This window comes from Winogradskyella sp. PC D3.3 (assembly GCF_054366245.1).
Map to the genome: position 1 here is coordinate 2,388,965 of NZ_CM135962.1, position 14,202 is coordinate 2,403,166.

The 14,202-nt window shown below is 32.2% G+C and carries 11 protein-coding genes; 9 read left to right on the plus strand and 2 right to left on the minus strand.

What is annotated here, in order from left to right; all coding sequences use genetic code 11:
* Window positions 1-40 precede the first annotated feature (40 nt).
* Both ACXGSQ_RS10465 and ACXGSQ_RS10470 read left to right on the plus strand, forming a co-directional pair.
* On the plus strand, window positions 41-925 hold the full coding sequence (locus ACXGSQ_RS10465) for a patatin-like phospholipase family protein (protein ID WP_458626149.1): 885 nt from the start codon (window positions 41-43) through the stop codon (window positions 923-925).
* Window positions 926-978: 53 nt separating this feature from the next.
* Window positions 979-2,121, plus strand: coding sequence for a lycopene cyclase family protein (locus tag ACXGSQ_RS10470; RefSeq protein ID WP_458626150.1), 1,143 nt, complete (start codon window positions 979-981; stop codon window positions 2,119-2,121).
* 58 nt (window positions 2,122-2,179) lie between these two features.
* Here ACXGSQ_RS10470 and ACXGSQ_RS10475 read toward each other — a convergent pair whose 3' ends face one another.
* Both ACXGSQ_RS10475 and ACXGSQ_RS10480 read right to left on the minus strand, forming a co-directional pair.
* Window positions 2,180-2,419, minus strand: coding sequence for a hypothetical protein (locus ACXGSQ_RS10475; RefSeq protein WP_458626151.1), 240 nt, complete (start codon window positions 2,417-2,419; stop codon window positions 2,180-2,182).
* Between the two features lie 40 nt (window positions 2,420-2,459).
* Window positions 2,460-2,918, minus strand: coding sequence for an SRPBCC family protein (locus ACXGSQ_RS10480; protein ID WP_458626152.1), 459 nt, complete (start codon window positions 2,916-2,918; stop codon window positions 2,460-2,462).
* Window positions 2,919-3,171: 253 nt separating this feature from the next.
* Between ACXGSQ_RS10480 and ACXGSQ_RS10485 the strand changes: the two genes are divergently transcribed.
* From ACXGSQ_RS10485 to ACXGSQ_RS10515, 7 genes are all read left to right on the plus strand, one after another.
* Entirely contained in the window at window positions 3,172-5,115 is a 1,944-nt protein-coding gene (locus ACXGSQ_RS10485; RefSeq protein WP_458626153.1) for a peptidylprolyl isomerase, read from the plus strand.
* Between the two features lie 66 nt (window positions 5,116-5,181).
* Window positions 5,182-5,979: a peptidyl-prolyl cis-trans isomerase gene (locus tag ACXGSQ_RS10490; protein ID WP_458626154.1), complete on the plus strand. Its 798-nt coding sequence runs from the start codon at window positions 5,182-5,184 to the stop codon at window positions 5,977-5,979.
* Window positions 5,927-7,381 carry a peptidylprolyl isomerase gene (locus ACXGSQ_RS10495; RefSeq protein ID WP_458626155.1) on the plus strand — a complete coding sequence of 485 codons (1,455 nt, stop codon included), beginning with the start codon at window positions 5,927-5,929 and terminating at the stop codon, window positions 7,379-7,381. Before ACXGSQ_RS10490 ends, ACXGSQ_RS10495 begins: the two co-directional genes overlap by 53 nt.
* 6 nt (window positions 7,382-7,387) lie before the next feature.
* The gene (locus ACXGSQ_RS10500) at window positions 7,388-8,341 is read left to right on the plus strand and encodes an AAA family ATPase (RefSeq protein ID WP_458626156.1); all 954 of its coding nucleotides are present in this window, start codon (window positions 7,388-7,390) and stop codon (window positions 8,339-8,341) included.
* A 361-nt stretch (window positions 8,342-8,702) separates the two neighbouring features.
* Complete coding sequence (locus tag ACXGSQ_RS10505; RefSeq protein ID WP_458626157.1) at window positions 8,703-10,973, plus strand: aconitate hydratase; 2,271 nt, start codon at window positions 8,703-8,705, stop codon at window positions 10,971-10,973.
* A 117-nt stretch (window positions 10,974-11,090) separates the two neighbouring features.
* Window positions 11,091-13,358: a T9SS type A sorting domain-containing protein gene (locus ACXGSQ_RS10510; protein ID WP_458626158.1), complete on the plus strand. Its 2,268-nt coding sequence runs from the start codon at window positions 11,091-11,093 to the stop codon at window positions 13,356-13,358.
* A gap of 108 nt (window positions 13,359-13,466) precedes the next feature.
* Window positions 13,467-14,138: a Crp/Fnr family transcriptional regulator gene (locus ACXGSQ_RS10515; RefSeq protein WP_458626159.1), complete on the plus strand. Its 672-nt coding sequence runs from the start codon at window positions 13,467-13,469 to the stop codon at window positions 14,136-14,138.
* Window positions 14,139-14,202: the final 64 nt, after the last annotated feature.

Consider the following 14,202-nt stretch of genomic DNA (forward strand, 5'->3'; position numbering starts at 1 on the left):
AATTATAAAATTTAAATCTTTAAATAAGACCAATACATACATGCGAGCATTAGTAATATCAGGAGGAGGAAGTAAAGGTGCATTTGCAGGAGGTGTTGCTCAGTATTTAATGGAGCGCGAAAAGCATAATTACGATATGTTTCTAGGAACTTCCACTGGAAGTCTTTTAGTGCCACATTTAGCGGTTAATGAAATTGGAAAGCTCTACGATATTTTTACAAATGTTCAGCAACATAACATTTTTAGTATTAGTCCTTTTGTGCAACGTAAAAAAGGTGATCGAGAATATGTTTCAATCGACTTTATTAATTCGCTTTGGCAATTTATTAGACGTAGAAGAACTTTTGGAGAAAGTAAAGCTTTGAGACGGCATATTAGAAAACACGTGACTTATGAGGAGTATCTGAAAATTAGAAAAGAAAAGCACGATGTTGTAGTAACCGTTACTAATTTATCGATGAACCGTGTGGAATATAAATCTATACAAGAGTGTTCTTACGAAGAGTTTTGCAATTGGATATGGATTTCTTGTAATTATATTCCGTTTATGTCCTTAGCAAAAGTGGATGGTTATGAATATGCCGATGGTGGTTTGGGGAGTGTAATTCCTATAAGAGAAGCCATAAGACGTGGTGCGACTGAAGTTGATGCTATTGTTTTGGAAGCTGAAACTTTAGGGAAGCAAAAAGTGCTAGGTAAAAATCCATTTTCCTTAATGATAAGTCTCTTTGGTCATTTATTAGATCAGGTAGAGCGGAATGATATTGTTATTGGGAAATTAGCGGCTAAACAAAATAATGTAAAACTAAATTTATATTATACTCCAACAAGTCTTACTGAAAACTCATTAATCTTTAGTAAGCGTCTCATGGAAAAATGGTGGATAGAAGGCTATGAGTATGCCGAAAAACGCCATGATAAGTAATAGTTTCTGTAGGCTTTAAGGACTAAAGATTCAATAGTTAGAACAGAATTCAGGTGAAATTAAATTACGATTATATTATTTTAGGAGCAGGTGCTTCGGGTTTAATGTTAGCATACAGAATGGCTCAAGATGCTTTTTTTGATGCAAAATCCATTTTGATAATCGATAAAACTAAAGCGAAAGGTAATGATCGGACTTGGTGCTACTGGGACAATGGTGCTGGAGAGTGGGACGATTTAGTATCTAAAATGTGGCCTAAAATTTTCTTTGGAAGTGATACTTTTTCTAATACAATTGCAATAACTCCATTTAATTATAAAATGATTAGAAGCGCATCGTTTTATAAGAAATTGTGGAAACGTATAGAGCAGAACTCTAATTTTACTTTTGTAGATGATGTTGTAGATGCTTTTGTAGAATTAAATGACGGTGTAGAGGTGTTAACTCAGAGAACAAGGTATAAAGGTTTAAAATTATTTAATAGTTTACCCAATCCTGAAGCTTATAATTTACAGAATGAATTTCCGCTGATACATCAACATTTTGTGGGTTGGTTTGTAAAAACAAAAACGGATACCTTTGATGCTACTGTAGCGACCTTTATGGATTTTACCGTGCCGCAAAATGGAAATACGCGTTTTATGTACATTCTGCCAATAGATAAAAAGACGGCTTTATTTGAATATACATTATTTTCTAAAGACTTATTAAAGCATTCTGAATATGAGTCTAGTATTGTGGATTATCTGAATACTAAAAATATAACCGAATACGAAATTGTTGAAAAGGAAAAAGGCAATATTCCTATGACGTCTTTTAAGTTTTTAAATTTAAATTCTAAGCATGTTTTAAATATTGGAACAGCAGGTGGATGGACAAAAGCTAGTACAGGTTATACCTTTAAAAACACATCTAAAAAAACAAAAGAAGTAGTAGCCTTTTTGAAACAAGATAGTGACTTATCTAAGTTTCACAAGAAAACAAAATACAGGTTTTATGATTTAATATTTTTAGATGTATTAGCTAATCATAACGAAGAAGGTGCGGCATTGTTTTCGTCGATGTTTAGAAAAGCAGATGTTAAAACTATTTTTAGATTTTTAGATGAAGAGTCATCAATTTTAGAAGATTTAAAAATCATTCTGTCGGTACCACCTAAGCGTTTTATTCAGGCATTTTTTAAGCGCCTTTTTTAAAACGTTGTAATACACATAATAGAGATACCTTTAAAGGAGTTGAATAGGTTACTCTAAACTAAAGATCTTGATAAACCAGACCTCTATGTGGTTTTAGGGAATCTCTAATTGGTTTCATTTCAGATTCATCTACAACTAAATAGGCTAAACTGTGCATGTCATTTATAGTTTCAACACCTGTAATGGTAATATCTAAGGTGTTAATTTTAATGTATTCTTTTAAATGTATGAGATGGTGTTCTGCCGTTTTTTGTCCGGCAGGTCCTCTAAAATCCCAAATCAATTTTAATTTTCGCATGGTTTAATTTCTTTTGTATTGGTTTAAATCTTGAGAGAGATTAATGTGAATGATAAACAGAGAAGCCTTGTTCAATAAATTTTTTAAAGTTGTCCATATAGGTTTCTGTTTGCTTTTTAAAAGCACTTGGTATTAAAAACAACATTAAACTCATCTTAAAACTTGTGGGTTGACATTCATTGGTTGAAATCCATTTGGTTGTATTGGGGCCTGTAGCTTCAAAATAATTCTCTTGAATGTTACGAATCCCTTGTGCAGTGTAATTAACATGAAATTTGTTAGGGAAATCTTGCATTGTAATCGTTTCAATGATTTCCATTTTACGTTTGCCAAAATTATAATTTAATCTTGTTTTAGCACCGAGTTGGTAGGGAATTCCTGAAATATGTTCAGCACTTTCTAGACCATTTTGCCAGTGCTTTAAATTATCAATAGAATTAAATTTTTTAATGACTTCTGAAATCGATTTCTCAATTAGTATTTCAGTAGTGTATTGCATGTTTTTTTGAAGTTTTTATAAAAATAGAAAAACCCTTAACAAATACATTCAACTAATCGATGTTAGACTGTTTTAATTGTTAAAATCATCGTAAATTATTATAACTTGTTATTCTAGTCTAATTTTTACGGCGTAACTAGCAATAACTATTAAAATAATGCCTTTTAAAGCTCTTGTTAAATACGCTATTTATGTTACTTTTGCTGAGTTTTAAAAGTAAGTTATTTATTTCAATACAAATCAAGTTTAAATTATGAAGCTTAATATTAAATGTTTGTTTTTGGTGTTTTTTGCACTAAATTTTTCGTTTTCACAAGATAAGGATGAAGTGCTTTTAAAGGTTGATGGAGAGCCTATTATGGCTTCTGAATTTTTAAGGGTTTATAATAAGAATTTAGATTTAGTTCAAGATGAAAGTCAAAAGGATGTTGATGGCTATTTAAAACTATTTACAGAGTACCAATTAAAATTAAAAGAGGCAAAGCGTTTAAAATTAAATGAAGATAAAAACTATCAGCGCGAGTTTACCAGATATAAAAAACAATTAATTAAAAATTATATCTCTGAGAATGAAGTTACTGAAGCTTTAGTTAAAGAAGCTTACGAGCGTAGTTTATCGGATGTCAATGCATCACATGTTTTAGTGCGTTTAGATGCCGCTTCAAAGGATACGTTGAGTGCTTATAATGACGTTTTAGCGTTGAGAAAACGCGTTTTAGAAGAAGGATTTGATAAAGTAAAAGCAGAAATGCATAATGGAAAGACCATTTTTGTTGAAGATTTGGGTTGGTTTTCAGCATTTAAAATGGTTTATGAGTTTGAAACCGCAGCTTATAATACAAATGTTGGTGAAGTTTCAATGCCGTTTAGAACGCAATTTGGATATCATGTGGTGAAAGTTAATGATAAAAAACCGTCACGAGGGACTATAGAAGCGGCTCATATTATGGTAAGCTTAAATCCTAAAGATTCACTTACAGACCCAGAGCAACGCATAAATGATATTTATAAAAAATTAAATCAAGGAGAACGTTTTGAAGCTTTAGCTAAGCAGTTTTCAGATGATAAAAGTTCAGCAAGAGATGGTGGTAAAATTAAACCGTTTAAAAGTGGTCAATTAAGCTCTTCTGAATTTGAAGATGCAGCATTCAATCTTAAAAACAACGGAGATGTAAGTAAGCCTTTTAAGACAGATTACGGTTGGCATATTGTAAAGCGATTAGATTTTAAGCCAATTGAGCCGTTGGAGAATTTAAAAGAATCTTTTGAATCTAAAGTTAAGAGAGATTCGATATTTAAGTTAATTAAAGAGACGATGATTGCTAAGCTTAAGGACGATTATGAGATTGTCTATAATAAGGAGGCTAAATCGTATTTTATATCTATACTTAATAATGATTTTTTTAGTCGTTCTTGGATTTTACCAGCTGACTTTAAGGCTGACGAGACCATGTTCTCAATTAATAAGGCTACGTTTACTTTTGAAGATTTTGGGAAGCACTTAATGACAGCACAACGTATCTATTCAGGTAGGTCTATGCCTTTTGCTACTATTATAGATAAAGAGTTTGATAGCTTTTTTGAAAACGCAATACTTCAATATAGAGAAGATAACTTAGAAGTAGAAAATTTAGAGTACGCAAATATTCTAAAAGAATATAGAGACGGGTTATTATTATTCGATTTAATGGAAAAGGAGGTTTGGAACAAAGCCTCTAAAGATTCAACAGGTTTAGAAACGTATTATAATAGTAACAAATCTAAATACCAATGGGGAGATCGAGTTGATGTGGTGATGGCTTCATCTGCAAATAAATCTAAAATGAAGAAAATCCTTAAAATGATGAAAAAAGGAAAATCTGAAGATGAGATTAACAAAGCGTTAAATACTAAAGGCAAGCAAAATGTTATCTTTACTAAAGGAATTTATACCGTAGATGATCCTATATTGCCTTCAGACTTTGAAGCCAAAAAAGGGATTTCAGAGATTTATAAACATAATGAAGCGTTTCATGTTATTAATGTCATAGACGTTTTGCCAGCAGAACAAAAAACCTTAGAAGAAGCAAAAGGAAATGTGATTAATGATTATCAAACAGAAATAGAAACTAACTGGATTAATGATTTGTATAATCGTTTTAAAATAGAAGTTAACCAAGAAACCCTAAATTCGATTAAAGCTAAAATCGGAAACTAATTGCTGTAATTTTTGAAATATTATATATATATATGCGGTCTGATTTTGCTTTTTACAAGTTGTGACTTGTTAAAAAAGCCTGAAGGACAAGATGCTGTGGCTAGAGTTAATGAACACTATCTTTATAAGGATGATATTAAAGGTATTGTTCCCGAAGGCACTCCTAAAGAAGATAGTACATTAATTGTTAGCGCCTATATTAATCGCTGGGCAAGACGTATATTATTAATGGATGGCGCTTTGGTTAATCTTTCAGAGGAGAAGCAGAACGAGTTTTCTAAATTGGTAGAGCAGTATAAAAATGATTTATACACTAAAGCCTATTTAGAAGGCTTGGTTAAAAAGAATATAGATTCTGTCGTCAAACGCGAAACCGCAGAATTATTTTATGAGCAGAATAAAGAATCTTTTAAGCTTAATGATAATTTAATTCAATTTAGATATATCAGTTTACCCTTAAATCCCGTAAACTTAGATACAATTAAAAAACGCTTTCAACGTTTTGAGTCTAAAGATAAAGTGTATCTAGATTCTATCTCTGTACAGTTTAGATCGTATTCCTTAAACGATTCAATTTGGTTGAAATTAAGTCGTGTAGCAGAAAAGATTCCTATAATTAACAGTAAAAATAAAAATGAACTGTTAAAAAAAACTAATTTCTTACAACTCAAAGATTCATTAAACCTATATTTGATGCAAGTAAATGACGTACGACTTCAAAACGACTATGCACCTTTGGATTATGTAAGTTCGTCAATTAAAAAAATTGTTATAAACAAGAGAAAATTAGAGCTCATCAAGCAACTCGAAAATGATATTACAAACGATGCTATTAAACAAAATAAATTCCAAACTTATAATTAAGGCCGTTCTTTTAGTAGCCTTTATTTCATTCAACTTTAGCCATGCTCAAGAAATTATTGAGGACGAGGTGCTACCTGTTGAACAAACCAAAGATAGTTTAGTTAATAAAACTAGAATTAAAGCCGATGGAGTTGCCGCAGTGGTTGGTGATTTTATTATTCTTGAATCAGATCTCGATAGAGAAATTGCACAGCTTAAAGCGCAAGGTGCAGATTTAAAGGATTTAACTAGATGTGAACTTTTCGGTAGTTTATTAGAAAGTAAATTATATGCGCATCAGGCGATTCAAGACAGTATTATTGTTAATGAATTGTATATTAAATCACGTACTGAACAACAGATACAAGGTATTTTAGCACAGACTAAAGGAGATATGCAAGGGCTGTTAGATTTCTATAAAAAAGATTCTGAACAAGCATTACGAGACGAAATGTATGAGATTAATAAAAATGGTTATCTCGCACAAGAAATGCAAGCTAAAGTTACTGGTAACATTGAAGTAACACCAGAAGAGGTTCGTACATTTTTTAATGATATACCAGAAGATGAACGTCCAATATTTGGAACAGAACTTAAGTTAGCTCAGATTGTGATTATTCCAGAAGTTACGGAAGAAGCAAAGCAAGCGGTCATTGATAAGCTAAAAGGATTTAAAAAAGATGTCGAAGAGAATGGGTCTAGTTTTACAACTAAAGTGCTATTTTATACAGACGATGCAGCTTCTAAATCTACAGGAGGAAAATATACACTGAATAGAAATCAACCTAGAATGGTTAAAGAGTTTAGAGATGTCGCATTCTCTATGCAGGAAGGGGAAATCTCAGAGCCTTTTGAAACGGATTTCGGTTATCATATTATATACCTAGAAAAAATTAGAGGTCAAGAATATGATGTAAGACATATTTTATTGCGTCCAGAATTAACGCAAGAAGCGATTCAAAAAGCTAAAGATGAAATTGATGAAGTTAGAGCTAAAATAATAGATGGAACTTTAACTTTTGCTGAAGCGGCAAGAGAGTTTAGTGACGAAAAGGAAACGAAATATGAAGGAGGTCAACTAACGAATCCAACAACACAAGATTTTAATTTTGAATTAACACGTATGGAACCAGAATTATATTCTCAAATTCAAGATTTAAAAGATGGAGAGATTAGTGAGGTCTTACAAGATGAAGATCGTGTGAATAGAATTAAATTTAAGATTTTAACCGTAACAGATCGTATAGACGACCATAAAGCAGATTTCGCAAAAGATTATTTAAAGATTAAAAATTTAGCCTTACAAGACAAACAAATTAAAGCTGTTGAAAAATGGCAAAAGGAAACCATTAAAGATACTTACATTAAGATTAATGGTGAGTATAGAGATTGTGATTTTCAAAGTAATTGGTTAAAAAAATAATAAAGTATGTCTGATGTTGCAATAATTGAAAATTTTGTTAAAAAATATGCTGCACTAAAACAAGAAATTTCTAAAGTCATTATTGGTCAGGATGACGTTGTAAATCAAATATTAATTTCTATTTTTTCAGGAGGTCATTCACTTTTAATAGGTGTTCCTGGCTTGGCAAAAACGTTGATGGTTAATACTATTGCACAGGCCTTAGGTTTAGATTTTAAACGTATTCAGTTTACTCCAGATTTAATGCCGAGTGATATTTTAGGTAGTGAAATCTTAGATGAAAATAGACAATTTAAATTCATAAAAGGACCAATCTTTTCTAATATTGTATTAGCAGATGAGATTAACCGTACTCCTCCAAAAACACAAGCGGCTTTATTAGAGGCAATGCAAGAGCGCTCGGTTACGGTTGCAGGGCATCAGTACAAATTAAGTTTACCCTATTTTGTGTTGGCAACTCAAAACCCAATAGAACAAGAAGGAACCTATCCTTTGCCAGAAGCGCAATTAGACCGTTTTATGTTTGCTATTAATTTAGAATACCCTTCGTTTCAAGAAGAAGTTGATGTTGTAAAAGCTACAACAACAGATGTTAAGATAACGGTTAATTCATTATTTACTGCCCAAGAAATTATTGATTTTCAAAATGTGATTCGTCGTATTCCTGTAGCAGATAATGTTATTGAATATGCCGTGTCCTTAGTCGCTAAAACTAGACCTAAAGCAGATTCAGCAGCAGAAATTGTTAAAGAGTTTGTAGATTGGGGAGCTGGGCCTCGAGCGTCTCAAAATTTAATTTTAGCAGCTAAAACGCATGCGGCTACAACCGGTAAGTTTTCACCAGATATTGAAAATATTCAAGCAGTAGCAACTGGAATTTTAAGACATAGGATTATTAAAAACTACAAAGCCGAAGCAGAAGGTATTACTGATGAGAAAATTATTCAAAGCTTGTTCTAATAGTTCTCATAATCTACTTTAAAAGGTCTCCTTACTGAGGCCAAATTAATAGGGCTGTATATTTCGTCTTTTGAGTATAATAATGCTTTTATTACGAAGAGATTATTGCCTGATAGTCACATCTAATAAAAGAATTCATAATTATTCTAAATAAGCGTAATTGCTAATTTGATATTTATCACACTATAGAATTATTAAATATGTATTTTATTACAATAAAACATATTGAATCTATAGTAAATTGTACCGAATCCGTATTTTATTCAACAAAAACCCAATTTTGTTACATATTTTTAAAAACCCTTTATAATTCGTAAATTTGTGATACAAATAAATGAATTATCAACCTTAAATAAACTATATGGCTTTTGACATCGATATGATTAAAAAGGTTTATACTAACATGACTGAGCGCGTTGATGCTGCTAGAGAAATTGTTGGAAAACCATTAACACTTTCAGAAAAAATATTATACTCACATTTGTGGGATGGAAAACCGAATAAGGCTTTTACAAGAGGAAAGGATTATGTAGATTTCGCTCCAGACCGTGTCGCTTGTCAAGATGCAACTGCACAAATGGCGTTATTGCAATTTATGCAAGCGGGAAAACCAAAAGTGGCAGTACCAACAACCGTACATTGTGATCACTTAATTCAAGCGAAAGATGGTGCTGCAACAGATTTAAAGCACGCTAATCAAACAAGTAGTGAAGTATTTAATTTCTTGGAATCTGTTTCTAATAAGTATGGTATTGGTTTCTGGAAACCTGGAGCTGGGATTATACACCAAGTAGTTTTAGAAAATTATGCATTTCCTGGTGGAATGATGATTGGTACCGATTCACATACAGTAAATGCAGGTGGATTAGGTATGGTTGCCATTGGAGTAGGTGGTGCTGATGCTGTGGATGTCATGGCTGGAATGGCTTGGGAACTTAAATTCCCTAAATTAATTGGTGTAAAATTAACAGGAAAACTTTCGGGTTGGACAGCACCAAAAGATGTCATTTTAAAAGTGGCTCAAATTCTTACGGTTAAAGGTGGAACAGGAGCTATCGTAGAATATTTTGGTCCTGGTGCAACGTCTATGTCTTGTACAGGTAAAGGGACAATCTGTAATATGGGAGCTGAGATTGGTGCAACAACATCAACATTTGGTTACGATGATTCTATGGAGCGTTATTTACGTGCTACTGATAGAGCAGACGTTGCTGATGAGGCAAACAAAATTAGAGCATACTTAACTGCAGATGCAGATGTGTACGTTAATCCAGAGCAGTATTTTGATCAAGTTATTGAAATTAATCTTTCTGAATTAGGACCTTTATTAAATGGACCTTTTACTCCAGATTTATCTACAGAAGTAGGTGCTGCAATGACTGAAAAAGCGACTGCAAACGAATGGCCTCTTCAGGTAGAATGGGGACTTATCGGTTCTTGTACCAATTCATCTTATGAAGACTTGTCTAGGGCTTCGTCTATAGCACAACAAGCTTTAGATAAAGGCTTAAAAATGAAAGCTGAATTAGGAATTAATCCAGGTTCTGAACAAGTGCGTTATACTGCTGAACGTGATGGTATTTTAGGGATCTTTGAAAAATTAGATGCTAAAATCTTTACTAATGCTTGTGGACCATGTATTGGTCAATGGGCAAGATATAGTGATCCTAAAAATGCACCAAAAAATAGTATTGTACATTCTTTTAATAGAAACTTTGCTAAGCGTGCAGATGGAAACCCTAATACACATGCTTTTGTTGCTTCACCAGAATTAACAGCTGCGATTGCTATTGCAGGTCGTTTAGATTTTAATCCGTTAAAGGATAAATTGATAAATGAAAATGGTGAAGAAGTTATGTTTGAAGAACCAACAGGATGGGAATTACCTCCTAAAGGTTTTGAAGTTAAAGAGAATGGGTATTTAGCCCCAGTTGCAGATGGTAGTGGAGTAGAAGTATCAGTGAGTCCAACATCTGAGCGCCTACAATTACTTACTCCTTTCGAACCTATAGGAAATGAAATTAATGGAGCTAAGTTATTAATAAAAGCTTTTGGAAAATGTACTACTGATCATATTTCTATGGCTGGACCATGGTTACGTTTTAGAGGACATTTAGATAATATTTCTAATAACTGTTTGATTGGTGCTGTTAATGCATTTGGAAAGAAAACCAATTTTGTTAAAAATCAATTAACAGGTGAGTTTGGTGGTGTTCCAGATACAGCAAGAGCTTATAAAGCTGCAGGAGTAAAATCAATTGTAGTAGGTGATCACAATTATGGTGAAGGTTCTTCAAGAGAACATGCGGCTATGGAGCCAAGACATTTAGGTGTCGTTGCTGTAATTGTAAAATCTTTTGCGCGTATTCACGAAACAAATCTTAAAAAACAAGGTATGTTAGGTTTAACATTTGCTAATGAATCAGATTACGATTTAATTCAAGAAGATGATACCTTCAACTTTATCGATTTAAATGAGTTTGCACCAGATAAACAATTACATCTCGAAGTTGTACATGCAGATGGAACTAAAGACGTAATTGCTTTAAACCATACGTACAATGATGCACAGATTGATTGGTATAACGAAGGTTCTGCTTTAAACTTAATTAAGAAAGAAAACAACGCTTAGTTGTTAATTTATAATTAAAAAAAATCCGTTAGAATTTCTAACGGATTTTTTTATGCCAATTCATAAAGGAATGGTACTAAATTAAAAAGAGTATATTCGTTCTTATAATTCAATCTTATGAAAAAAAGACTACTCTTTTTAAGTGTCATCTTGTTGTTGCAAACCAATGCAATTTTTGCACAAACCATCGATTTGCCACCTAGTTTATATTTGTGTGATACTGGTTCTCTTGAGCTTGATGGAACTGTAATAAATACGACTGATACAAATATTACCTATCAATGGTATTACGGATTCTCATTTAGTTCTGCAAATGAAGAAATTGTTGGAGCAACGAATCCTTTACTAACAATCACTGGAAACAGCAATGGACTTGGGTTTTACAAGGTGGTAGCCACATTATCAGACAATAGCAATCGTATTGGTTGGGTTGAAATCTTAAAGAGTGACTATCTATACAATAACAACGATGAATTTGTTCAGTGTAATGATTTTTTTATTCATGATTTGCAGAGCTATAACTATTTATCTAGCGCTTCTAATATAACAACTAAATATTATCATACTGAGAGTGGCGCTATTCTGGGTAATGATAACAATATTTTTTATTATAGTTTATATGACTACGTAGCTATATTATATCTACGTATTGAAGAAAATAATGGTTTATGTGTAGATATTATTCCTCTAGAGGTTTTTACTGAAATTCCGAATTTATTGCCTAACTTGGTTCCTAATATGGGTGATTGCTCTACTGATTCCGCAAATAATGTATTTGATTTAACAAGTAATGATAATCAAATTTTAGGAGGTCAACTAGCAACAGTAGGCTATTTTGAAAGCTATAATGATGCTAGTAATTTAAGTAACCAAATAGCGAATGCTTCTACTTATACGGCATTGTCGCCTAATCAAACTATTTATGCTAGAGTCTATGATCCAAGTAACGTTAATTTTAATTGCGATCCATCTCAAAGTATTATCCAATTTCAATTATTATCAATTTCTGAACCAACACCGAATACGGAATTAGATTATATCGTTTGTGATACTACAAGTGGCTCTGCTACTGATGGCATTGGTGCTTTTAATTTAACGAGTAGAAATAGTTTAGTGTTATCTGGCTTAAGTACATATCAGTATAATATAAGTTATTATAATACTTTAGTTGATGCAGATACTAATACCAATCCCATTTCATCTCCTAATAATTATATAGGGAGTAACGAGGTAATCTATGTGAGAGTAGAGAGCAGTATAAACTCAGAATGTGTTCAAATTTCACAGATGAATTTAATAGTACAAGATACTTGTGATGATATTTCAGTGAATTTGCTATCCTATTGGTCAGCTCCTAGACCAGGATTTACATATAGAAATATGCTAATTGTAAAAAATAATGGAGAGTCAACGGTAAGTTCTGGTTCTATAGAATTTGCTAAAGATGATATAGTAGAATATACAGGGTCAACAGGATTGAGTGCAGGAAATACCATTACACCAACTACAACTGGGTTTACTTTAGATTTTGTGGATTTACTGCCAGGCGAAAGTGAAGTCATTGATATTGATTTATTGGTCTCCACTTCTGCGAATTTAGGAGATATGATTACTAATGTTGCAGAGTATACAACATCTTCCAGTGATGTGGTCGTTGAAAACAACACCTCTAGTTTATCGGAAATCATTATAGGTTCTTATGATCCTAATGATATTAACGAGTCTCATGGACCAGAAATTGAACACGTTAGTTTCACGGAAGACGATTATTTATATTACACGATTAGGTTTCAAAATGTGGGTACGGCTAGTGCAATAAATGTAACCATAGAAAATGTTTTAGATCCAAAGTTAGATAAAACTACATTTCAAATGTTAAGCGCAAGTCATTCGTACGCAGTTGAACGCGATTTTGATGCCTTAACGTGGCAATTCAATAATATTAATTTGGCCGATGAAACTACTGACGAACCTAATAGTCATGGATTTGTATACTATAAGATAAAGCCATTAGCTGGTTATGAAATTGGTGATATTGTACCAAATACAGCAAGTATTGTATTCGATTTTAATGCACCAGTAATAACAAATACTTTTAATACTGAATTTGTAGCTCCTCTAAGTTTAACAGAAAATAGTCTTAATTATCAATATGTACTATTTCCAAATCCTTTAAAAGATGTTGTGAGTTTGAGTTTTAGTTCAGAACAATCAAACGTTGAAGTTATTGTTTTTGATATTTTAGGAAAGATAGTATTAACGCAAAAGGAACAATACGTTTTAACACTAGAACTCAATCTATCGTCTTTAGAAAATGGTGTTTATTTCGTGAAAGCTAAAGATGATAAAGGACAATGGGGCTCAAAAAAGGTTATTAAAGAGTAATCTCTAACGTTTTTATAAAAGTAAAGCCTTTGAGAAATCAAGGGCTTTTTTATGTTAGGATGATTGTTTTTTTTCGACTATAAAGCCATCTAACAAATTCACTTACTAATGCAGTCACTGTGGTTCTTTGACAATGTTAACCTTTTTAAGGTGCTTTGTCCTCATAAAGTTAAAATTTATAAAAATGAACACAGTTTTTGTTCTTACAAAAAGAAGGACTACATATATATTCAAGCAGATGCGGCCAACAAAGTCTATTTAATTGAAGATGGAAAAGTTAAAATTGGCTATTATAGCGAAGATGGAAATGAAATCGTAAAAGCCATTCTTACAAAGGGAGAATTATTTGGTGAAAAAGCTATTTTAGGAGATGAAAAGCGCGATGAATTTGCACAGTCCATAGATAACGAAACTTCTATATGTCCTATAAGTGTTGATACCATGCACGATTTAATGAGAGACAATCAAAATTTTAGTTTTAAAGTCTATAAATTCATTGGTTTAAAGTTTAAAAAATTAGAGCGTAGGTTACAATTGTTATTGTTTAAAGATACTAAAACACGCTTAATTGAATTTCTAGATGAACTTTGTGTAGATTTTGGTTACGACTGTGACAAAACCGGAGATTATGTTATTAAGCATCCCTATACTCAAAAAGATATTGCTTCGCTTATAGGTACCTCAAGACCAACAATAAATATTCTGCTTAATGAGCTAAAAGATGAAAATTACTTGGATTTTAACAGAAAAGAAATAAGAATCTTAAAAAAATCAGCATAGTGTTAGCTATCTAACATTTAAAGAGGTTGTGGTCGTTTAATTTTGAAATATAATTTTAAAATTA

Coding starts and splice junctions, on each gene's coding strand:
- ACXGSQ_RS10465 (WP_458626149.1), top strand. CDS start 41: ATGCGAGCATTAGTAATATCAGGAGGAGGAAGTAAAGGTGCATTTGCA.
- ACXGSQ_RS10475 (WP_458626151.1), bottom strand. CDS start 2,419: ATGCGAAAATTAAAATTGATTTGGGATTTTAGAGGACCTGCCGGACAA.
- ACXGSQ_RS10480 (WP_458626152.1), bottom strand. CDS start 2,918: ATGCAATACACTACTGAAATACTAATTGAGAAATCGATTTCAGAAGTC.
- ACXGSQ_RS10485 (WP_458626153.1), top strand. CDS start 3,172: ATGAAGCTTAATATTAAATGTTTGTTTTTGGTGTTTTTTGCACTAAAT.
- ACXGSQ_RS10495 (WP_458626155.1), top strand. CDS start 5,927: ATGATATTACAAACGATGCTATTAAACAAAATAAATTCCAAACTTATA.
- ACXGSQ_RS10500 (WP_458626156.1), top strand. CDS start 7,388: ATGTCTGATGTTGCAATAATTGAAAATTTTGTTAAAAAATATGCTGCA.
- ACXGSQ_RS10505 (WP_458626157.1), top strand. CDS start 8,703: ATGGCTTTTGACATCGATATGATTAAAAAGGTTTATACTAACATGACT.
- ACXGSQ_RS10510 (WP_458626158.1), top strand. CDS start 11,091: ATGAAAAAAAGACTACTCTTTTTAAGTGTCATCTTGTTGTTGCAAACC.
- ACXGSQ_RS10515 (WP_458626159.1), top strand. CDS start 13,467: ATGCAGTCACTGTGGTTCTTTGACAATGTTAACCTTTTTAAGGTGCTT.